Origin of the sequence: Aneurinibacillus uraniidurans (genome assembly GCF_028471905.1) — a bacterium.
GTDB lineage: Bacteria > Bacillota > Bacilli > Aneurinibacillales > Aneurinibacillaceae > Aneurinibacillus > Aneurinibacillus uraniidurans.
Genome location: NZ_CP116902.1, coordinates 334653 through 356498, shown reverse-complemented (window position 1 = coordinate 356498; position 21846 = coordinate 334653). Strand labels below are relative to the sequence as shown.

Annotated in this window: 17 protein-coding genes; all 17 read right to left on the bottom strand. The window is 48.9% G+C overall.

What is annotated here, in order from left to right; translation table 11 throughout:
• Positions 1-55: 55 nt before the first annotated feature.
• The 17 genes from PO771_RS01735 to PO771_RS01655 all read right to left on the bottom strand — a co-directional run bounded on the left by PO771_RS01735 (position 56) and on the right by PO771_RS01655 (position 21788).
• Entirely contained in the window at positions 56-1309 is a 1254-nt protein-coding gene (locus PO771_RS01735; protein WP_272561595.1) for an argininosuccinate synthase, read from the bottom strand.
• A gap of 105 nt (positions 1310-1414) precedes the next feature.
• Positions 1415-3889 carry a Lon protease family protein gene (locus PO771_RS01730; RefSeq protein ID WP_272561594.1) on the bottom strand — a complete coding sequence of 825 codons (2475 nt, stop codon included), beginning with the start codon at positions 3887-3889 and terminating at the stop codon, positions 1415-1417.
• Positions 3890-4394: 505 nt separating this feature from the next.
• A complete protein-coding gene (locus tag PO771_RS01725) occupies positions 4395-4751 on the bottom strand; it encodes a hypothetical protein (RefSeq protein ID WP_272561593.1) in 357 nt (118 codons plus the stop codon).
• 111 nt (positions 4752-4862) lie between these two features.
• Positions 4863-5804, bottom strand: coding sequence for an ornithine carbamoyltransferase (gene argF, locus PO771_RS01720; RefSeq protein ID WP_272561592.1), 942 nt, complete (start codon positions 5802-5804; stop codon positions 4863-4865).
• 1 nt (position 5805) lies between these two features.
• Positions 5806-9048 carry a carbamoyl-phosphate synthase (glutamine-hydrolyzing) large subunit gene (carB, locus tag PO771_RS01715; RefSeq protein ID WP_272561591.1) on the bottom strand — a complete coding sequence of 1081 codons (3243 nt, stop codon included), beginning with the start codon at positions 9046-9048 and terminating at the stop codon, positions 5806-5808.
• Entirely contained in the window at positions 9041-10117 is a 1077-nt protein-coding gene (locus tag PO771_RS01710) for a carbamoyl phosphate synthase small subunit (protein WP_272561590.1), read from the bottom strand. The genes carB and PO771_RS01710 overlap by 8 nt, the downstream gene beginning before the upstream one ends.
• Before the next feature lie 32 nt (positions 10118-10149).
• Positions 10150-11325 (bottom strand): acetylornithine transaminase, encoded by a 1176-nt coding sequence (locus PO771_RS01705; RefSeq protein ID WP_272561589.1) that lies wholly within the window; start codon positions 11323-11325, stop codon positions 10150-10152.
• Positions 11322-12122 carry an acetylglutamate kinase gene (argB, locus tag PO771_RS01700; protein WP_272561588.1) on the bottom strand — a complete coding sequence of 267 codons (801 nt, stop codon included), beginning with the start codon at positions 12120-12122 and terminating at the stop codon, positions 11322-11324. The genes PO771_RS01705 and argB overlap by 4 nt, the downstream gene beginning before the upstream one ends.
• A gap of 32 nt (positions 12123-12154) precedes the next feature.
• A complete protein-coding gene (gene argC / locus PO771_RS01695; protein ID WP_272561587.1) occupies positions 12155-13189 on the bottom strand; it encodes an N-acetyl-gamma-glutamyl-phosphate reductase in 1035 nt (344 codons plus the stop codon).
• 123 nt (positions 13190-13312) lie between these two features.
• Complete coding sequence (locus tag PO771_RS01690) at positions 13313-13702, bottom strand: c-type cytochrome (RefSeq protein WP_272561586.1); 390 nt, start codon at positions 13700-13702, stop codon at positions 13313-13315.
• Positions 13703-14380: 678 nt separating this feature from the next.
• The gene (locus PO771_RS01685) at positions 14381-15322 is read right to left on the bottom strand and encodes a transketolase family protein (RefSeq protein WP_272561585.1); all 942 of its coding nucleotides are present in this window, start codon (positions 15320-15322) and stop codon (positions 14381-14383) included.
• On the bottom strand, positions 15322-16167 hold the full coding sequence (locus PO771_RS01680) for a transketolase (RefSeq protein WP_272561584.1): 846 nt from the start codon (positions 16165-16167) through the stop codon (positions 15322-15324). Before PO771_RS01680 ends, PO771_RS01685 begins: the two co-directional genes overlap by 1 nt.
• A gap of 24 nt (positions 16168-16191) precedes the next feature.
• Positions 16192-17070 (bottom strand): YitT family protein, encoded by an 879-nt coding sequence (locus tag PO771_RS01675; RefSeq protein ID WP_272561583.1) that lies wholly within the window; start codon positions 17068-17070, stop codon positions 16192-16194.
• 19 nt (positions 17071-17089) lie between these two features.
• Positions 17090-18197, bottom strand: a protein-coding gene (gene prfB, locus PO771_RS01670; protein WP_272561582.1) for a peptide chain release factor 2 whose coding sequence is annotated in 2 segments (ribosomal slippage) — positions 17090-18124 and positions 18126-18197 — 1107 coding nt in all. Because the reading frame shifts where the segments join, the coding sequence is not laid out codon by codon here.
• Positions 18198-18202: 5 nt separating this feature from the next.
• The gene (gene secA / locus PO771_RS01665) at positions 18203-20716 is read right to left on the bottom strand and encodes a preprotein translocase subunit SecA (RefSeq protein ID WP_272561581.1); all 2514 of its coding nucleotides are present in this window, start codon (positions 20714-20716) and stop codon (positions 18203-18205) included.
• Between the two features lie 135 nt (positions 20717-20851).
• Complete coding sequence (gene hpf / locus PO771_RS01660) at positions 20852-21412, bottom strand: ribosome hibernation-promoting factor, HPF/YfiA family (protein WP_272561580.1); 561 nt, start codon at positions 21410-21412, stop codon at positions 20852-20854.
• 175 nt (positions 21413-21587) lie between these two features.
• A complete protein-coding gene (locus PO771_RS01655; RefSeq protein WP_272563082.1) occupies positions 21588-21788 on the bottom strand; it encodes a cold-shock protein in 201 nt (66 codons plus the stop codon).
• Between the last annotated feature and the right edge of the window lie 58 nt (positions 21789-21846).

The following is a 21846-nucleotide window of genomic DNA, read 5'->3' as shown; positions in this document are numbered from 1 at the left end:
CTGTGCCCGAACGGAAAACGCCTCCCCCCTCTCTGCTATTGCATTCCTGTCTTTATTATTGCTGTACCGCTTCTTTTTTATCGATAATAACCGCTTTCGGTGTATGGTCAAGCTTGTCTTTGTTTGTTTGAACGAATACTTGTGTTTGCAGACCCCACAGTTTAACAAACCCAATCGCTGCTTGGTGATCGAATGTATCTTCTGTGCCGTATGTCGCCAGGTTTTCATCGTACAGGGAAGACTCAGATTTACGTCCCACAACAATCGCATGTCCTTTGAACAGTTTCACGCGAATAGTACCTGTTACGAATTTTTGTGTTTCTTCCACGAACGCTTTGAGTGCATCTGTAATTGGAGAGAACCACAGACCTTCGTAAATCACCTGAGAAACTTTTTGCTCGATGATCGGCTTGAACTGCGCAACTTCACGCGGCTGTGTCAAGAACTCAAGCTCACGGTGAGCCAAAATGAGTGTGATCGCACCCGGTGCTTCGTATACTTCACGAGATTTGATCCCAACCAGACGGTTTTCTACGTGGTCGATACGACCTACACCATGCTTACCTGCGATTTTATTCAGTTCGAGAATCAGTTCGCTCAGAAGCATTTGTTTGCCATTCAGCGCAACCGGTTTACCTTGTACGAATTCGATTTCGATTTCTTCTGGTGTATCCGGTGTATCTTCGAGATGAGCAGTCAGGTCATACGCACCCTTTGGCGGCTCGTTCCACGGATTTTCGAGTTCACCGCACTCGCATGCACGTCCCCACAAGTTCTGGTCGATGCTGAACGGGTTGTCGAGATCGATTGGAATCGGAATATTGTGCTCCATTGCATATTTAATTTCTTCGTCACGGCTCATGCCCCACTCACGTACTGGAGCAACGATTTTAAGGTCTGGATTCAATGCTGTGATGGAAACGTCAAAACGAACCTGGTCGTTTCCTTTCCCTGTGCAGCCGTGTGCGATCGCAACCGCGCCTTCTTCTGCTGCGATGTCAACCAGCACTTTTGAAATAAGTGGACGAGACAGTGCAGATACAACTGGATATTTACCTTCATACATTGCATTTGCTTTCAGAGCTGGAAGTACAAATTCGTTTGCGAATAGTTCTTTTGCATCGACTACGTATGACTTGATCGCACCAACCTGGATTGCTTTATCACGTACGAAATTGAGGTCTTTGCCTTCGCCGACATCAAGTGCTACTGCAATAACGTCGTAGTTATAGTTTTCTTGCAACCATTTGATTGCTACGGAAGTATCTAAGCCGCCAGAATAAGCGAGAATAATTTTGTCCTTTGCCATGATTATAGGTCTCTCCTTTTAAAACGAGCTAATTTTTCGTTTGATTCACTATGCAATATTATGCATCCTTATTTATAAAAATTCAATACCTTTTTTGCAAAAAAACTATTTACCACTTTCTTGCCTGATAATTTGTTGTACCACATCGGAATCAACATCAATGACGAGATCGGCTGAATCGCTTCCGACAGCTGCCATTCGCTCCAGTCGTTTGTTGACCGCAGCGAATAATGTTCCATCAAGATAGCCTGTTTTCTCTTCATACATTCCTGCTTCAATACCGGTAAGAATTTCGATCCCTTCTTCAATGGTCCGCACCTGCCAGATGTGGAATGTTCCACTCTCTACTGCTTCGACGACTTCCCGACGCAGCATCAAGTTTTTCACATTCTGGTGTGGAATGATGACTCCTTGCTCGCCGGTCAAGCCTAGCGCCCGACATACCGCAAAAAAGCCTTCAATTTTTTCGTTTACGCCTCCGATTGGCTGAATCTCGCCCCACTGATTCACGGAACCCGTAACCGCAATTCCCTGGCGAATTGGAATATCTGACAAAGAAGAAAGCAGTGCATACAGCTCCGTACTAGACGCACTATCTCCGTCAATCATGCTATATGTTTGTTCAAATGTGATACTAGCCGATAGCGGCAAGGGTTTATCCTGAGCAAACTTTCCGGCCAAATATCCGCTTAAAATCAACAAGCCTTTGTGATGAATCTGCCCGCTTAGCGAAGTTTCCCTTTCAATGTTAATAATCCCGCTGCGCCCGATGAATGTCTGGGCAGTAATCCGGTGCGGCTGGCCGAACGCGTACTCACCAATCTGCAGGACCGCAAGCCCATTGATCTGTCCCACACGTTCTCCGGTTACATCGACCATAATGGTGCCGTCTTCAATCATCTCCCGCATTCTCTCATCCATTCCGTTGGATCGGTACTCCTGCTCAGCAAGCGCTTTTTGTACATGCTGACCATATACGATATCACTTGCTTCCTGCTCAGCCCAGAACGCAGCTTCCACGAGCAGACGTGTAACAGCTTGAAATCCAGTTGTTAGTTTTCGTTGATCTTCCGCAAGCCGGGCGCTGTGTTCAATCAGCCCCGCTAGCGCCGAGCGGTGAAACGGGCGCAGTCCTTCTTTTTCCCCGTAGCTTCGCACGAACGATGCGAACGCAAGATGATTGGCCTGTTCATTTTTCATCTCGGTATCAAATTCGACGTTAACCTGGAACAACTCAGAAAAATCATCATCCCACTCTGCAAGTGCGCGGTACACATCGTAATCTCCGATCAATACGACTTTGACTTGAAGAGGAATCGGCTCTGGCTTCAGCCCACTTGCCGCCACAAGTCCCTGCTCTTCCGCTACATTCTCAATCTGGATGCTGGCAATTTTTAAGGTTCGTTTTAAAACATGCCAGGCATACGGATTCCGCAGCAATTCACCAGCCTGCATAATCAGATAGCCCCCATTTGCTAGATGTAGGGCACCTGGCTTGATCATCGTGAAGTCAGTCGTCATCGTACCAAGCGTACTGCGATATTCCATCCTTCCAAACAAATTATAATAGGACGGATTCGTCTCAAAGACGACGGGCGCTCCTTCCACTTCACTGTTGTCCACTACCACATTGACACGGTAACGGTAGTACGCGCTTTTCCGATCGGGTTCAAGCAAGCTTTCCATCGGATCTGCTTCTTTTTCCTGCTCGGTGAACAGTTGATAGTTTTCGATCACATTTTCCTCGTATGCTTTTATATACGCCTGTACCTGTTCATCGCGGTATAGCTTATACAAAGGCTGGAACAGATGATAGACTGCATGGCGGGCCGAGTCTTTGTTCATCGAAGCAATAGTCTGTGCAAGCTCTCGCTCAATCAGATGTACCTGACGCAGTGTCTCCGCCGCGTCTTGTTCAAGCTGTCTGCTTTTTTTCTCCCAGACTTCCTGCTCTTCTTTAGATAATTGGCTAAATGCCTCATTGCTCATTGGCTCGCCAGATACAAGCGGAATGGTCGCAATCCCTTCAGGAGTACGCTCTAGCGCAAAGCCTACTTCTTCTGCTTTATCCGCTAGCTTGTCCCATAATTCTTGTGCGCGATTATTGAAGTTCTGTACCGTATACTGACGCTGCTTTTCATATTCCTCTCCGGTGAAGGTAGACCGGATTGCACGCTCGATTCCCTGGAACAACTCATCTATATATGCTTTAAAAACACGGCCTTCTCCCGCTGGAAACGATAGCGCAAGCGGGTAATCCGGACGCGAGAAGTTATATACGTAACACCAGTCAGCAGGTGTTGGCTTGTTTACGGCAAGCTGTGCGACTTTTGTCCGGGCGTATGTCGTCTTTCCAGTCCCAGGCTGCCCCATGACAAAAAGATTGTATCCGGCCTGCCGAACTTGCAGTCCGAACTCCATGGCCCGAACCGCTCGTTCTTGCCCGATGATTCCGTCATGCAGCGGTTCTGCTTCGGCGGTTGTTTCAAATGGAAATACAGTTGGATCAATCCGAGCTCGTAGGCGGGTTGCCGGTACTTTTCGTTTATCTAACACATTCTTGTCTACAGTTTTCCACATAGCTGAACCTCTTTTCTGTATCGAACCTGTCTTACTTTTCATTATAGTAGCACTTCTCTTAAAAAACATCGTTTTCCAGACAAAAAAGAACAAAAGCTGGAATATGGCCGGCGGGGCGGCTTTGTTTGTAGAATCGACAACGTGTGGTGGAAGGGAGTGGGAAAAGGAAAGAGCCGTTCGCTTCGGTACGCTTGCAGGGAAGTTGGAACTGTCCGCTCCGGGAGCCCACCGAACGTGCCCGCAAAGAACAGCCTGAGATGTTGATTCACTGGAGGATTGCGGGCAAAGGCTCGTTCGCCGATCTCCCTCCGCTGAGTAGGCGCGTACAAGTGCTCTCTTGCTCCTTCCTTCTCCCACTCCCCGCACAACGTTTTGTTTTACAAAAAACAGGCCCCGCCCGGTCCCGCTCCTCCTCCACACTTTGGCGGAAACCTCATCCTAAGAAAGAAGAGGCTGCCTCAGTCGCCGTGTTACAGCTTTTGAGATAGCCTCTTGTAGTTTTCTATTACTGTGCCAACTTTTTCAACTGCTCATTTGTATTTTGCTCAAAGCGTAACCGCTCTTTTTTCAGTTGAACAATCTGCTGCTCCATCTCACGCAGCTTGCTAATCGCTTCACGCTCTGCTGCTGTATCCCGGCTCTCTTTTGCTTTCTTAAGTGCTTCTATCTGCGTCCGAAATTTATCGTGGATCTTACGCATCAACTCATGATTCTGATCCTTAATTTCTTTGATCTGCGCATGAATTTGCTTGAGTTCCGGGGATATAGCTTCACTTCCTGGATGGGCAAATACCTGCGCTGGAGCCATCATCAGCATTAGGGCTGCTGCCAGCACCGTCGATCTCCAGATTTTCTTCATCATTATTTTTCCTCCTTCTGGCATAATTGGTCACGTAGTAGGGTAACCGGAAGGAGGAATTTTATACAAAAAGAAGGATGCAGGTGGATTGAACCCCTACATCCTTCTTTTTCTTTATCCCATTAATGCTACAAGAATCGCTTTTTGCGCGTGCAGACGATTTTCTGCCTGATCAAACACGTGAGATTGTGGACCATCGATCACTTCTGCTGCCACTTCTTCTCCACGGTGCGCTGGCAGACAATGCAGGAAGATCGCATCCGGCTTCGCTTGTTGCATCATCTCACCGTTCACTTCGAAGCCTTTAAACTTCTCAATCCGTTCCTGCTGTTCTGCTTCCTGGCCCATGCTTGCCCACACGTCTGTGTAGATCACGTCAGCATCTTTTACTGCCTCCATCGGATCATGCGTAACCACAACATTCACGCCTGTTTCCTGAGCGAATTGCTTGGTCATCTCGGTTACACCCGCATCTGGCTCATAACCTGCTGGAGAAGCAACCGATACGTGCATACCAACTTTCGCGGCCCCAATCATGAGGGAATGCACCATGTTATTGCCATCCCCTACGTACGCCAGTTTCAATCCTTCCAGCTTGCCTTTCTGCTCAATGATTGTCTGGAAGTCCGCCATCACCTGACACGGGTGCTGCATATCAGTCAGCCCGTTGATAATCGGAATTGATGCGAATTCCGCCAGCTCGCGAACCATATCATCCGAAAACGTCCGAATCATGATGCCATCAATATAGCGAGACAGTACTTGCGCTGTATCCGAGATCGGTTCTCCACGACCGATTTGCAGGTCACGGCTGCTCAAAAACATTGCCATTCCACCAAGCTGATACATCCCTACTTCAAATGATACACGGGTACGTGTGGAAGACTTCTCAAAAATCATACCCAGCGTTTTGCCCGCAAGATGTGGATGCGGAATGCCTTTTTTCTGCTCATCCTTCAGCTTTGCCGCCAGATCGAGCAAATACAGGATTTCGTCTTTTGTATAATCGGAGAGGCAGAGGAAATCTCTGCCCTTTACTTGTTCAGCTACTGTCATCTTATTTCACAGACTCCTTTCGTTTTGCCCCGTTTAAATACGAGCCGAGGTCAATCGCTTCACCTGCACCATGTCCATGTACGTCCAGATACGACGCAAACGTATCAAGGAATGTAAAGCACGGGATGTTCAGCGCAAGGGCCAGCTGACGCAGTTCAAATCCGAAACGCCCCCGTTTGTTTCCAAGCGTCGGTGTATTCACGAACGCTTTTACCGGACGATCCGCACAAATGGCTTTTACACGCTCTACCGTCTCCACAACTTCTGCCACTTGCAAGTCATGCTCGTTCAGAAGAGCTGCTGTACCCGGTGTTGCAATCACCTGTACGCCCAGTTTTTTCAGCATCGCAATGTGTGGCACGAATGCTGCTTTATCCTGTTCCGACAGCGATAGCAGAATCATATCGCCATTCACCAACCAATCGCAGATACCTTCTTTCCAGGCAATCGCCTTGCCAATCGCTTCCTCTACGGAGTAGCTAAGTCCGATTACTTCCCCGGTTGATTTCATCTCCGGTCCAAGCGCCGGATCAACACCGTTCAGCTTAATAGTGGAGAATACCGGACCTTTCACCGCATAGAACGGAATGCGCGGCATCATGCCTGTGCCATATCCCATATCAGCGAGTTTCTCACCCATTTGAGCTCGCGTAGCAAGTGCCACCATCGGTACGCCGGTTACTTTGCTCACGATTGGCACGGTGCGGGACGCACGTGGGTTTACTTCCAGTACATAGATTGTACCTTTATCATCAATCACAAGCTGCAAGTTAATCAAGCCGCTTGCGTTCATTTCTTTTGCAATCAACGCAGCATAGCGCCCAATCTCTTCACGCTGTGCATCTGTAAGATGCGGAGACGGGAAGATTGCCATACTATCACCGGAGTGAACCCCAGCACGTTCGATATGCTGGAAGATGCCCGGGATGAGAATATTATCTCCATCGCAAATCGCATCAATCTCGACTTCCATACCGGACACATATTTATCAATCAACAGCGGGAACAGCGCACCGGATGATGTGTAGCGATTCCAGTCGGCAAAATACTGATCCAGCTCTTCCGAATTGTGCAGCACGGCCATACCACGTCCACCAATAACGTACGATGGACGGATAAGCACCGGGTAGCCGATTTCTTCTGCGACAAGGTGTGCCCCCTGCTGGCTGTTCACACCTTGACCCGGGATGTGCGGAATGTCGAGCTTACGCAGCATCGCGTAGAACAGTTCCCGATCTTCTACCATATCAATCGCTTCTACAGACGTACCATATACATGCACCCCTGCTTTTTGCAGTTTCTCTGCCAGGTTGATCGCCGTCTGGCCGCCGAACTGTACCATAACGCCATCTACCTGTTCTTTTTCAATCACGTTTAATACGTCTTCAAGCGCAAGCGGTTCAAAATACAGCTGATCGGCTGTGTTGTAATCGGTCGATACGGTTTCCGGGTTGTTGTTAATGACAACCGCCTGAATGCCGTGCTTACGAAGCGATTTCGCCGCATGTACTGAGCAATAGTCAAACTCGATACCCTGACCGATACGGATCGGACCAGAACCTAAGACCAGCACTTTTTTGCCATCTTTCGTAACCGGAACTTCGTCGCGCCCCTGCCACGTTGAATAGTAGTACGGTGTGGCTGCCACGAATTCAGCCGCACATGTATCGACAAGCTTGTAAGCTGGGCGGATTCCCCACTCTTTTAAGGCCGTACGCACTTCCTCAAAACTCGCGCCACACAGGCGGGCAATCGTACTGTCTGCAAAACCACGCAGCTTTGCTTCTTTCAGCAGTTCCGGCTTCATGCCGCTCCAGCGCACATCCGCCATGGTTTTCTCCAGTTTTACGATCCGAGCAAGCGCGTTCAGGAAGAAATGATCCACCTGGGTTTTCTCATGAATGATGTCCACACTCATGCCACGGCGAAGTGCTTCTGTGATGTAGAAAATACGCTCGTCGGTTGCCGTCACCATCTGTTCAATCAGCTCATCGTCGCTTGCTTCTTTCACATAGCTAAGCTCTACGTGCTGAATGCCAATCTCAAGCGAGCGGATGCCTTTCAGTAAGGCACCTTCGAGTGTACGGTCAATCGACATGACTTCACCCGTTGCCTTCATCTGCGTGCCAAGCGTACGGTCGGCATGTGGAAACTTATCAAACGGCCAGCGCGGAATTTTCGCCACGACATAATCAATCGCTGGTTCAAAACTTGCATACGTGTAGCCTGTAATCGGGTTCACGACTTCATCAAGATGATAGCCAAGTGCGAGCTTCGCAGCTGTACGGGCAATCGGATAACCAGTTGCTTTCGAAGCAAGCGCAGACGAGCGACTTACCCGTGGGTTAACTTCGATAAGATAATAATCATCACTATTCGGGTCGAGCGCATACTGAATGTTGCAGCCCCCTACAACACCAAGTGCACGAATGACTTTACATGCTACCGAGCGCAGCATCTGATACTGGCGATCTGTTAATGTTTGGGACGGTGCGAATACGATCGAGTCCCCGGTATGCACGCCCACCGGATCGAAGTTCTCCATGTTGCAGACGATGATGCACGTATCGTTCGCATCACGCATAACTTCGTACTCAATTTCTTTCCAGCCTTTAATACTACGCTCGATCAATACTTGCTGAATCGGACTTGCATTCAGACCACGCTTTGCTACCACGCGAAGTTCCACCTCATCATTGGCAAAACCGCCGCCTGCACCGCCAAGCGTGTACGCCGGACGTACAATAACCGGATACCCGATGCTGTTCGCAAACGTAACCGCATCTTCGACCGTTTGCACCGTTTCACTTTCTGGAACCGGCTCCCCAATGTCTTTCATCATCTGCTTGAATTCTTCGCGGTCTTCCCCGCGAATAATCGTGTCAAGCGGTGTGCCAAGCAGCTGCACATCATACTTCTCCAGCACACCTGCCTTCGACAATTCTACCGCCAGGTTTAGACCTGTTTGCCCGCCAAGCGTTGGCAGCACGCCATCCGGGCGTTCTTTGGCGATAATCTTTTCCACCGCTTCAACCGTGAGCGGCTCCATATAGATCCGATCTGCGACTTCATCATCGGTCATGATCGTCGCCGGGTTATTGTTGACGAGAATAACTTCTACGCCCTCTTCACGCAGTGCCAGACACGCCTGCGCACCGGCATAGTCAAATTCAGCCGCCTGCCCGATAACAATCGGACCGGAGCCTAAAACGAGAACTTTTTTGATGTCGGGTAATTTAGGCATAACTCTTCTCTCCTGTAGCCTGGCATTGGCGGATAAAGTCCGCGAACAAATGATTCGTATCATCCGGGCCCGCATGTGCTTCCGGATGGAACTGCACAGACGAGATCGGCAATGTCTTATGACGAACACCTTCGACTGATTTATCGTTTACGTTCACAAATGTCAATTCAAGTGGTGATACCGCAAGTGACTCCGGCTTCACAACGTAGCCGTGATTTTGTGAGGTCAGATACACTTTACCTGTGATGACGTTCTTCACTGGATGGTTGCTACCGCGATGTCCGTACGGCAGGCGCTCGGTGTCGCAGCCAAACATCAATGAGATAAGCTGATGTCCCAAGCAAATACCCATCGTCGGATAGTTTTCCACGATCTGCTTCAACTCTCCAAGCTGCGGTGTAAGATCTTTCGGGTCCCCTGGTCCGTTCGACAGAAATACACCGTCAGGATTGAGTGCTACAATTTCGTTATATGTCACGCTGTACGGCATCACGGTTACCTTACAGCCACCGTTTAGTAGATTGGTTAAAATGGATTTTTTGTAGCCAAAGTCAATCAGCGCTACATGTGGACCTTCTGCATCTTCGCTGTACGTTTGTGCTTCTTTGACCGACACACCCGGCACAACATTGCCAACTGGCTGTGGCTTGAACGAATCAAGCTTCGCCGGGTCAGCCGTCATCAAACCGTACACTTCACCTTCCGTCCGCACAATGTGGGTAATCGCACGGGTATCAATACCAGACAGAACCCCAATTCCATAGTGCGCCGCAATCTCTGCAAGCGAGTGACCGGCTTCATAATGACTCGGCAACTCGCATAAGTCACCTACGATCAATCCCTTGCAGGCTGGCTTCAAGCTTTCATAATCGCGGTCATTAATTCCATAGTTTCCGATCAACGGATACGTGAACGTAATAATCTGTCCGGCATACGAAGGGTCGGACAGTACTTCCTGGTAGCCTGTCATACCTGTATTAAATACGACCTCACCGGTGCAATCCGCAGCACTGCCAAACCATTCTCCTTCAAAAATTTCACCCGTACTTAATACGAGGTATCCTTTCATCGCTTCCACTCCTTTATTGTTCCAGCATGGTGCTATACGTTCGCCTTTACAGCGGTTAATACGTCATCAAGTACATTCACCGCATGCGCAATTTCCTCTTTTGTAATCGTAAACGGTGGCAGCAGGCGCAATACCTTTGGACCTGCCATTAGCAGCAAGATATGGTGCTGTTCACGCATCGCATTTACGATCGGTGCTGCCTCTATCGAAAGCTCCACACCCATCATCAGACCTTTGCCACGAACGGTGATGACTTCCTGATGCTTGACAGCCAACTTCTGCAATTCTTCGGCAAAAAATGCACCAATCTCTGTTACACGGTCTAGGTAGTTGTCTTCTTCAATCGTTTCCAGTGTAGCAAGACCGGCTGCACTTGCGAGCGGATTGCCACCGAATGTTGTGCCGTGACTACCGGCGCTAAATGCATCGGCCAGTTTTTCCTTGCCGACAATCGCCCCAATCGGGAAGCCGCTGCCTAGTCCTTTTGCCACTGTAATAATATCCGGTTCAAGCCCATAATGCTGGTGGGCAAACCATTTGCCTGTACGTCCAATGCCAGTCTGCACTTCATCGACAATGAGCAGCAAATCGTGTTGCTCACACAATTGTTTAATGCCTTTTGCAAATTCCGGGTCAGCCGGATGAACTCCGCCCTCACCTTGAATCATCTCCAGCATGATCGCGCATGTTTGATCGGTAATCGCTGCTTTAAGAGCTTCAAGGTCATTGTAAGGTACGGTCACAAATCCTTCCGGCAGTGGAGCAAATCCATCTTTTACTTTATCCTGTCCGGTCGCTGTCAGTGTTGCCAATGTACGTCCGTGGAACGACTGGGTGAAGGTGATCACTTCATAACGGTTTTCACCTTTGATTTTTTGCATGTAACGACGAGCCAGCTTAATCGCCGCTTCGTTCGCTTCCGCGCCACTGTTGCAGAAAAATGCCCGGCTGCCACATGTGAGCGATACAAGCTTATCAGCTAGCTTCTCCTGCACCGGAATTTCGAACAAGTTCGAGCAATGCCACAGCGTATCAAGCTGCTCCTGTACTTTTGCCTTTACTTTCGGTGGAACATTGCCAAGCGATGTAACGGCAATACCTGCAACAAGATCAAGATACTTGTTACCTTCCGCATCCCATAAATAATTCCCTTCCCCTTTTACAATCTGGATCGGCCAACGTCCATAGTTTGGAAATAAGCTGCTCATGCGTGTTCCACCTTGCCTTCCGCTACAATTTTCGTTCCGACAGCATCCCCGGCTGCCACTCTCCGTAAAATCCCTGGTTCATAGCCATTAATAATCAGCACTTCTTCTACCTGCTGGCCGAGCGCATCGAGTGCTGCCCGCACCTTCGGAATCATGCCGCCATAAATCACACCATCCGCAATTAATGCTTCAATCTGTATCCGATCCAACTGTGGAAGTACTTGCTTCACACCGTCAATCTCCTGCATCACGCCTGGTACATCCGTTACCATCACGAGCTGCCCTACGCCAAGCGCTCCAGCAACTGCACCCGCTGCGGTATCCGCATTAATGTTATATACCTGTCCTGTTTCATCTACACCAAGCGGTGCAATGACCGGGATCATCCCTGCTCCGCTCAACGCTTCGATCAGCGTTGGTTCTACGCGCTGAATCTCACCGACAAACCCGAGGTGTTCCGGCCCTTGTGTTACCTGAATTGTCTTACCGTCAATGCCGCTAATGCCTGCTGCACGTCCACCCGCCTGCTGGATGCTAGTCACAACTTGCTTATTTGTATCTCCAATGAGCACCATTTTTGCAACCTTTAACGTCGGCGCGTCAGTTACACGCAGTCCGTCAATAAAGTGCGGCTCAATCCCCATTTGCTTTAATGTATTGGAAATGGCTGGGCCACCACCATGTACGATCACCACGTTCGTCTCACCCTGCTGAAGGGCTGTTAGATCTTCATAAAAAGAGGCAGGCAGCTGTTCTAACGTGCTGCCGCCGCATTTAATTACGAGCTGATTTCCCATATTCGTTTCTCTCCTCTGCTCACGTTACCCGCTTATGGATAAACCGGCGTAAATGCAAGCCCGGTTGTTTCCGGAAGTCCAAACATGATATTCATATTTTGCACCGCCTGACCGGCCGCGCCTTTCACGACGTTATCAATGACGGACAGCAACACGATGCGTCCTACCCGCTCGTCAATATGCCAGGCGATGTCGCAGTAGTTCGAGCCGGTTACTTCTTTTGTTTTCGGATACGCACCTGGACGTAACCGTACAAACGATTTACCTTCATACGCCTTACTAAATGCCACTGCGACCTGCTCGGCACCTACACCGTCTGCAAGCGTTGCATATGATGTCGCGAGAATCCCCCTGTTCATCGGCACCAGATGTGGGGTAAAGGAAATAATCGCATCCCGGCCTGTCAGCTTACGGAGTGTCTGTTCGATCTCTGGTGTATGCTGATGCTTCCCTACCTTGTACGCAGAGATGCTTTCATTCACTTCACAGAAATGGGTGCCAAGTGATGCCCCACGTCCAGCACCTGTCACGCCAGATTTCGCATCCACAATGATAGATTTCCCATCAATCAATCCTTCGTTTAGAAGCGGCAATAAGCTCAGCAGGGTTGCTGTCGGATAGCATCCTGGGTTTGCAAGCAACTTCGCATCCGCGATAGCCGCCGCACTCCATTCGGACAATCCGTATACTGCCTGATCAAGATAATCCTGTGTGATCGGCTCTTTGCCGTACCACTCTTTATAAAGTTCCGGTGCTTCCAATCGTAAATCTCCAGAAACATCAATAATGCGTAATTTCCCGTTCATAAGCGCAGGTGTCAGCTTGCTGCTGACACCAGATGGTGTGGCGATAAATACAACGTCTGCTTCTGCCTGAATTTTGGCACAATCAATTGTCTCGAGTTGCTCGGTGAAAATATGATTCAAGTGCGGGTACACTTCCTGGATTGCTTTACCCGCCTGTGAGTTGGAGTAAATCGCAGTAATGTTCGCTTCCGGGTGCTGAAGAAGCAGGCGAATGAGCTCAGCTCCACTATAGCCGCTTGCTCCGATAATCGAAATGTTCACGTCTCGTTCCCCCTATTTGTCCTGTCTGCATAAGTTATGAATTATTATACGTTCATAGGAATAAAAATTCAACAATAAAAAAAGATGCTTTCTCCCCATTTTGAGAAAAAGCATCCTTTGCCCTTACTTCATCGTCATCAGCCAGTCTGACAGTTTCTTCGCCTCCTCTTCTGTCACAAGCCCGCCCGGCATGCCATCTTTACCTTTCAGCAAGATCGTTTTGATTTCATTTGTATTTTTGTAACGACTTCCGACCTTTGTCAAATCCGGACCCGCTCCACCCTTCATATCCTGACCATGGCAGGCTGTACATCTGGTCTGATATATTTTCTGCTCCTCAACATGAGCACCACCCGCAGTACTTCCTGTCTTCCCTGCTGCCCCGCCACTTGGCTTGCCTGCTGGAGCCTGTGCAGTCGGCTTATTTCCTTGATTGTCGCTCTTCGCAACGCCACAGCCCACAGCTAGTGCGATAACGAGAAGAAAACTTGCTATCATCATGGACTTCTTCATACAAAATTCCTCCTCCAAATCATAACGATTACACACCTAGTATGTTCGGAGGAATGGTTGTTCATCCGGTTTTATGTATGCTCGTAAGTTTAGTGGGAAGAGCGTAGGGGAGACACTGATGCACGGCTGCTTTTTCTGCAGGGAAGCGGAGACGGCCGCTTTGTTCGCGCCGGGCGGACTGACCAAACATCTGGGTAATTCGATGAGGGAGACAATGGTCAGTCTTATTCGCCCTATGTTCACAAAGCTCCACAGGGAAAAGCAAACGTTTATCTGTGTCTCCCCCACGCTCTTCTCCAAAGTTACGTGCATATAAAACAGATGAAGCAAGCCCTTCGTAGCTAAATAAAAAAAGCATCCTGATTGCGCAATCAGAATGCTTTCTATACTTAATTACAACAGAGATTTAAGTACAAGTGGAAATCAGCAAAGCGTGTCGGGAGCGGAGCAGGGAAAAGTAAGGAAGCCTTTTGATGCGCCACCTAGCGGAAGGCGTGTAGCAGACGGGCCTTTGCCTGCAATCTACTCCCCTGGCCATCACTTCGGAAGCGCTTTGCAGGCGAGTCTGCTGAACGCCTGGAGCGGACAGTCATACCCCCATCACGCATCAAACAGCGACGCACGTTTCCCTGCTCCGCTTCCCGCCACCACACCCCCTGCTGATTTACCACCCTTGTACTAAAGCAACTCTTTCGCTTTCGCCACAATATTCTCCGCTGTCAGACCGTACTTCTGAAGCAGTTCGTCCGGTGTACCAGATTCACCGAATGTATCTTCCACACCAACACGGCGAAGTTTAGCTGGATGCTGTTCACACAGCACTTCTGCTACCGCAGCACCAAGGCCACCGTAAATGTTGCACTCTTCAGCTGTTACGATCCCTTTCGTTTCACGCGCCGCTTTCACGATAATATCTGCATCAATCGGCTTGATCGTTGCCATATTGATCACGCGTGCCTGAATGCCTTCTTTAGCAAGCTGTTCCGCTGCTTTAACTGCGATATGAACCATCACGCCTGTTGCGATGATCGCCACATCGTTTCCTTCGCGAATTTGTACACCTTTACCGATTTCAAACTCATAGCTGTCATCGAACAACACCGGAACGCCCGGACGGCCCATCCGAATGTACATCGGGCCATATGTATTCGCTGCCGCATGAATTGCTTTTTTCGTTTCCGTTGCATCTGCTGGCATAATAACTGTCATGTTCGGAATCGCACGCATAAGTGCTACGTCCTCAACAGCCTGGTGAGAAGCACCGTCTTCGCCAAGTGTCAGACCTTGATGAGTCACGGCAATTTTCACGTTCAGATTCGGGTAACATACCGAGTTGCGAACCATATCCGCTACACGCAGAGAGCCAAACAGCGCAAACGTGCTAGCAAACGGAATTTTCCCCGATGCTGCCAAACCTGCAGCCATCCCGATCATATTCGCTTCTGCAATCCCTACATCAAAGAATCGCTCTGGGAATGCTTTTGCAAAATCTGCTGTTTTCGTTGATTTCGCCAGATCGGCATCAAGAACAACGATATCTTTATTCGCATGTCCAAGCTCAACAAGCGCCTGACCATATGCGTCGCGGGTTGCAATTTTCTTTGCTGTCTCGTTACTCATTACTTGTCCCCTCCTTGGCCGCACAGTTCAGCAAGCGCCTGCGCCAGCTGTTCATCATTTGGTGCTGTGCCATGCCAGCCGCAGTTATTTTCCATATACGAAACACCTTTACCTTTTACCGTGTTCGCTACGATACAAGTCGGCTTGCCTTTTACAGTACGCGCTTCTGCAAGAGCAGCTGCAATCTGCTCAAAATCGTGACCATCAATCGTAATCACATGCCAGTTAAACGCACGGAATTTCTCATCGACTGGATGCACATTCATAATATCTTCTACATTTCCGTCAATCTGCAGGTGGTTGTAGTCCACAAACGCTACCAGGTTATCCAGCTTGTAATGACCAGCCGCCATCGCTGCTTCCCACACCATACCTTCTTGAATTTCGCCGTCACCCATCACAACGTAAACGCGAGAATCACGCTTATCCAGTCGGGCAGCCAGTGCCATCCCGTTTGCAGATGACAATCCCTGACCGAGCGAGCCTGTACTTTGCTCAACACCTGGAAGCAACTTTTTGCTCGGGTGACCTTGCAGACGAGAGTTCAGCTTGCGGAATGTTTTGAGTTCATCTTTTGGCAGGTATCCTTTTTCAGCCAGTGTCGCATACAGAACCGGGCTTGCATGTCCTTTACTAAGGATAAAACGGTCACGATCCGGGTTATCCAATTGATTTGGATCAACATTCATCTCATGGAAATACAGCACAGTCAAAATATCGGCTGCTGATAAAGAACCGCCTGGATGACCAGAATTAGCCGCTGCTACCATCTTAACGATTTCCTGGCGGATGTTACCCGCATGCTGTGCCAGCTGCGTTGTTTGCTCTTGCGTAAGTATACTCACTTGCCTCTCCTCCATCTATTACAATCAATTTCGCCGGAAGCCTTCCCCAAGCACTTCATGCGTCTCGCTTACGATGACGAAGGCATTAGGGTCATGCTGCCGAACGATCGCTTTCAAACGTCCCAGCTGATTTTGATTCACTACACACATCAGGACCGGACGTTCTTCATCTGTATACCCACCGTGCGCGGACAGGCGCGTGACACCGCGATCCATCTCATACAAAATCGCATCCCGAATTTCATCACGCTTTTCTGAAATAATAAACGCCATTTTGGCGTAGCCAAGGCCCATCTGGACCGCATCCACCGTCCGACCCGTTACAAACAGCGTAATCAGTGCATACAGTGCCTTTTCCGGTCCGAATACAAATGCCGCTGTCAATACCACAAAGCCGTCAATGGCGAGAACTGCTACTCCCAAGCTGATGCCCATATATTTATGTACAATCTGGGCAATTAAATCTGTGCCACCTGTGGACGCATTCGCCCGAAACACAAGACCGATTCCCACACCAACACCGACACCGCCATATAAGGCAGCAAGCAGCGGCTCATGTGTAATCGTCTGCCAGCCTTCTGTCATCAAAACGAACAGTGGCAAAATAAACGTACCATATATCGCTTTGACGCCAAACTGGCGGCCCAATGTAAAAAAGCCCAAAATAATAAACAAAAAATTAAATACCCACTGCGTATAGGCGGGCTTAATCCCGAACAAATAATTGATGATAATACTGATGCCGCTCACGCCACCGGACGCAATCTGAAATGCATTCAAAAACAGATTAAACGCCACGGCGACGAGAAACGCACCAATCGTCAACAGCACATATTCGCGCAGCACCACCGCCCATGCAGCAGGTGCGGCCCGGTTTGGCCGCTTTGCTCCTGTCGCCTGCATGTATATCCTGCCTTTATGATTACTCGTGATGTAACTGCTGGCGCAAATAAGCGTCAATAAACGGCGTCACATCGCCATCCATGACCGCCTGCACATTCCCACTTTCCTTATTCGTACGATGGTCTTTCACCATGCTGTACGGATGGAATACATAGGAACGAATCTGGCTGCCCCAGCCGATTTCCTTCTGCTCGCCGCGCAGCTGTGCCGCCTCTTCTTCCTGCCGCTGAATTTCGCGTTCATACAGCTTCGATTTCAGCATTTGCATCGCACGCTCCCGGTTTTTAATCTGGGAACGTTCATTCTGACACGTTACAACAACTCCGGTTGGCACATGCGTAATCCGTACGGCAGAATCGGTCGTATTAATGTGCTGACCACCTGCACCGCTTGCCCGATATGTGTCAACTTTGATCTCATCCGGACGCACCTCAATCGTAATATCATCATCAATCTCCGGCATGACATCACACGATACGAATGACGTATGACGACGGCCTGATGAATCAAACGGGGAAATGCGGACAAGACGATGCACACCTTTTTCCGCTTTTAAATAGCCGTATGCATTATGACCTTTAATCAGCAGCGTAACACTCTTGACCCCGGCTTCATCACCTGGCAGGTAATCAAGTGTCTCCACTTTATAGCCTTGCTTATCCGCCCAGCGCGTATACATGCGCAACAGCATCTCTGCCCAATCCTGCGACTCGGTACCACCTGCACCGGGGTGAAGTTCCAGAATCGCATTTCGCTTATCATACGGCTGGCTTAAGAGCAATTGAAGTTCATAGTCTTCCAGTCGCTTTTGCAGCCCTTCCACCGACTCAATAATATCCGGAATCAAGGACTCATCGTTCTCTTCCGCGACAAGATCCATCATGACCTGAATATCTTCAGACTCGGTTTCCATGCCCTCAATCGATGTCACCGCATCTTTAAGCACATTCACTTCCCCGATAACTTTCTGAGCCATATCATTATCATCCCAGAAGTTCGGAAGCGCCATTTTTTCTTCTAGCGCGGCGATTTGCTTTTGTTTGCCAGGGAGGTCAAAGAGACCCCCTGATTTCCGACAGACGTTTGCCGATGGCTGACATCTGCTGTTTTGCTTCCGTTAACGGCATACTATTTAGTCCTCCTGCCCGCAGCAGTTTTTGTACTTTTTGCCGCTACCGCAGTAGCACGGATCATTGCGTCCAACTTTTGGTTCCTGTCGACGCTGCGGCTTTTTCGGTGCTGGTTCATCCGATGAGATAACCGCTTGCCCTTTGGCTACTTCCTGGCGCTCCAGGTTATTGCCGACGTTTGCTTTCATAATATAGGTAGCTACTTCTTCTTCAATCGTAGCAATCATCTCATTGAACATCTCGAAGCCTTCCATCTGATATTCACGCAGTGGGTCAGTCTGACCGTATGCACGCAGGTGGATACCCTGACGGAATTGATCCATCGCATCGATATGATCCATCCATTTACTATCAACGGCACGCAGTACAACAACTTTCTCGAACTCACGGAATTCAGCTTCATCCATGAGCGATTCGCGCTCTGTATAAAGCTGCTCAACCAGCTCGCGGAACACTTCCATAATTTCTTCCCGGTCTTTGCCCCAGATGTCTTTCTTATCGAGTTGTCCTTCGTGCAGGAACGATCCGTTGCAATGTGCAAGAAGCGCATCCAGTTCCCATTCTTCCTCGACCACTTCATCCGGGCAGTGTATATCAACCAGACGTTCTACATGTGACATAATCATACCGATGACGACATCACGCAGTGTCTCAGCTTCCAGTACATCATGACGCTGTTTGTAAATGACTGTACGCTGCTGATTCATCACGTCGTCATACTGAAGGACGTTACGGCGCATATCAAAGTTTGCACCCTCTACACGCTTCTGGGAAGCCTCGATGGCACGCGATACCATTCGACTCTCAATCGGCATATCTTCTTCCATGCCCAGACGATCCATCATGCCCATGATGTTCTCCGCACCGAACTTACGCATCAGCTCATCCTGAAGCGAGATGAAGAATTGAGAAGAACCAGGGTCTCCCTGACGTCCAGCACGACCGCGCAGCTGATTATCAATGCGGCGGCTTTCGTGACGCTCCGTACCTATAATATGAAGACCACCCGCTTCTGCCACACCTTCGCCAAGCTTAATATCAGTACCACGACCCGCCATATTCGTTGCAATCGTAACCGCACCTTTGCGTCCGGCCATCGAGACGATTTCGGCTTCACGTGCATGCTGCTTCGCATTCAGTACCTCATGCGGAATCCCTTTGCGCTTCAGCAAGCTTGCAATCAACTCTGATTTCTCAATCGATGTCGTTCCGACAAGCACCGGACGGCCCAGCTTGTAGTGTTTCTCTACATCTTCAACCACGGCACGGTATTTTCCCTGCTCAGACTTATAGATCGCATCCGGCTTATCTTCCCGAATGACCGGCTTGTTCGTTGGAACAACCACAACATATAAACCATAAATTTTCTGGAACTCTTCTTCCTCTGTCTTCGCTGTACCAGTCATACCGCCCAGCTTTTTATACATCCGGAAGTAGTTCTGTAACGTAATGGTAGCCAAGGTCATGCTTTCGTTCTGCACAACCAGACCTTCCTTCGCCTCAATCGCTTGGTGCAAACCATCGCTGTAGCGACGACCCTGCATCAGACGACCAGTGAATTCATCAACAATGACAATCTCACCGTTATCGACGACATAATCAATATCCCGCTTCATCAGCGCACGTGCCTTCAGCGCAATATTTACATGGTGATTCAACAAAATATGGTCATTGTCATACAAGTTATCAATGTTAAACGCACGCTCTACTTCGGCCACGCCTGCTTCCGTTAGGGCAACTGAATTTGCTTTAATGTCAATCGTGTAATGCTTCTCTTCCTGCAAACGCTGCGCAAATCGCGCCGCCACTTTATACAATTCCGTCGATTTCTCCGCTTCTCCAGAAATAATGAGCGGAGTCCGTGCTTCATCGATGAGGATGCTGTCCACCTCATCGACCAGACAATAATACAGCGGACGCTGTACCATCTGTTCTTTATACAGCACCATGTTATCGCGCAAGTAATCAAACCCGAATTCATTATTCGTACCGTATGTGATATCAGCCGCATACACTGCACGCTTCTCATCCGGTGACATGCCGTTTAAGTTGACGGCACAAGTTAGGCCGAGGAAGTTATAGATTTGCCCCATTTCCTCTGCGTCACGTGCTGCCAGGTATTCATTGACCGTAATCACGTGTACGCCTTTGCCCGCTAACGCATTCAAATACGTTGGCAGGGTCGCCACGAGGGTTTTCCCTTCCCCGGTGCGCATCTCGGCGATTTTGCCTTCATGAAGCACCATACCACCGATTAGCTGTACGTCATAATGACGCATGCCAAGCACACGGCGGCCCGCTTCCCGACAAACCGCAAAGGCTTCGTATAAAATGTCATCTAACGTTTCACCTTTCGCTAGACGCTCCTTAAATTCAACCGTTTTATTACGCAATTCTTCATCACTTAAAGCCTGTATCTCGGGTTCAAGCGCATTAATTTTCTCCACGCGCTTGTACAATTTCTTGACATCCCGTTCGTTGGAATCGCCAATAATTTTCTTAAGTATTCCTAGCATCGGGTATCTGTCCCCTTCCAAGTCATCACTGTTCTTCCTTAGCGAGCAAGAAGTCCTGTTCTAAAATTTAATTGTAGCAAAAACAAACAAAAAGAAAAAGGCGCAAGGGGCGCCTTTTTCTTCATTATTATACAATTATACACTTTCTGGTTCGATCAGACCGTAGCGTCCATCTTTGCGGCGGTACACCACGTTCACATCATCCGTTTCCCCATTCTGGAATACGAAGAAGTTGTGACCAATCATTTCCATCTGAAGAACCGCTTCTTCCGCATCCATCGGCTTTAAGTTAAAGCGCTTGGTGCGGACGATCTGGACAGCCTCTTCTTCCTCATGATCGTCTTCCTGTGCCGCAAATACCGGCTCTACATCCAGGAATACAGCCCCGGTTCCAGTCTGACGGTTTCTGCGGTTTACTTTTGTTTTATGCTTACGAATCTGGCGTTCTAACTTCTCGACGACCAGATCAATGGCCGCATACATATCGTTGTTCGTATCTTCCGCCCGAAGAATGACCCCCGGCATCGGAATGGTTACTTCCACGGTATGTTCCCCGCGCTGAACGCGCATGGTGACGTTGCAGCTAAATGCTGTTGTTTCTTCGAAGTAGCGCTCTAAGCGCCCGATTTTCTTCTCTACATAGTCTCGAAGTGCAGGAGTGACTTCAATATTCTCACCACGGGTGTTGTATTGCATATAGATACTCCTCCTTTCGTCTATGCTTTATATATTCCCCTTCGGAACGCAAAATCCTCCATGGGACGACATTTTTTTATGACAAAAATAAAAAACCCTCAGGAAATCCCGAGGGCATCGTGTGTTGTATATGTAGCTCTACCTTATTTCCTATAGTATGGAAAGGTGATGCTGATTACAACTTAATAACGTTCGCTGCTTGCGGTCCACGAGCGCCTTCAACGATTTCGAATTCAACGCTTTGTCCTTCTTCCAGCGATTTGAAACCTTCAGATTGGATCGCAGAAAAATGTACGAATACATCTCCACCATCTTCACGTTCGATAAAGCCATAACCTTTTTCAGCATTAAACCATTTTACTTTACCTTGCATCAGATACATCCCTTTCCGTCGATAAAATATGGGAACGAGTGGGTCCCCACATCTTGAATAT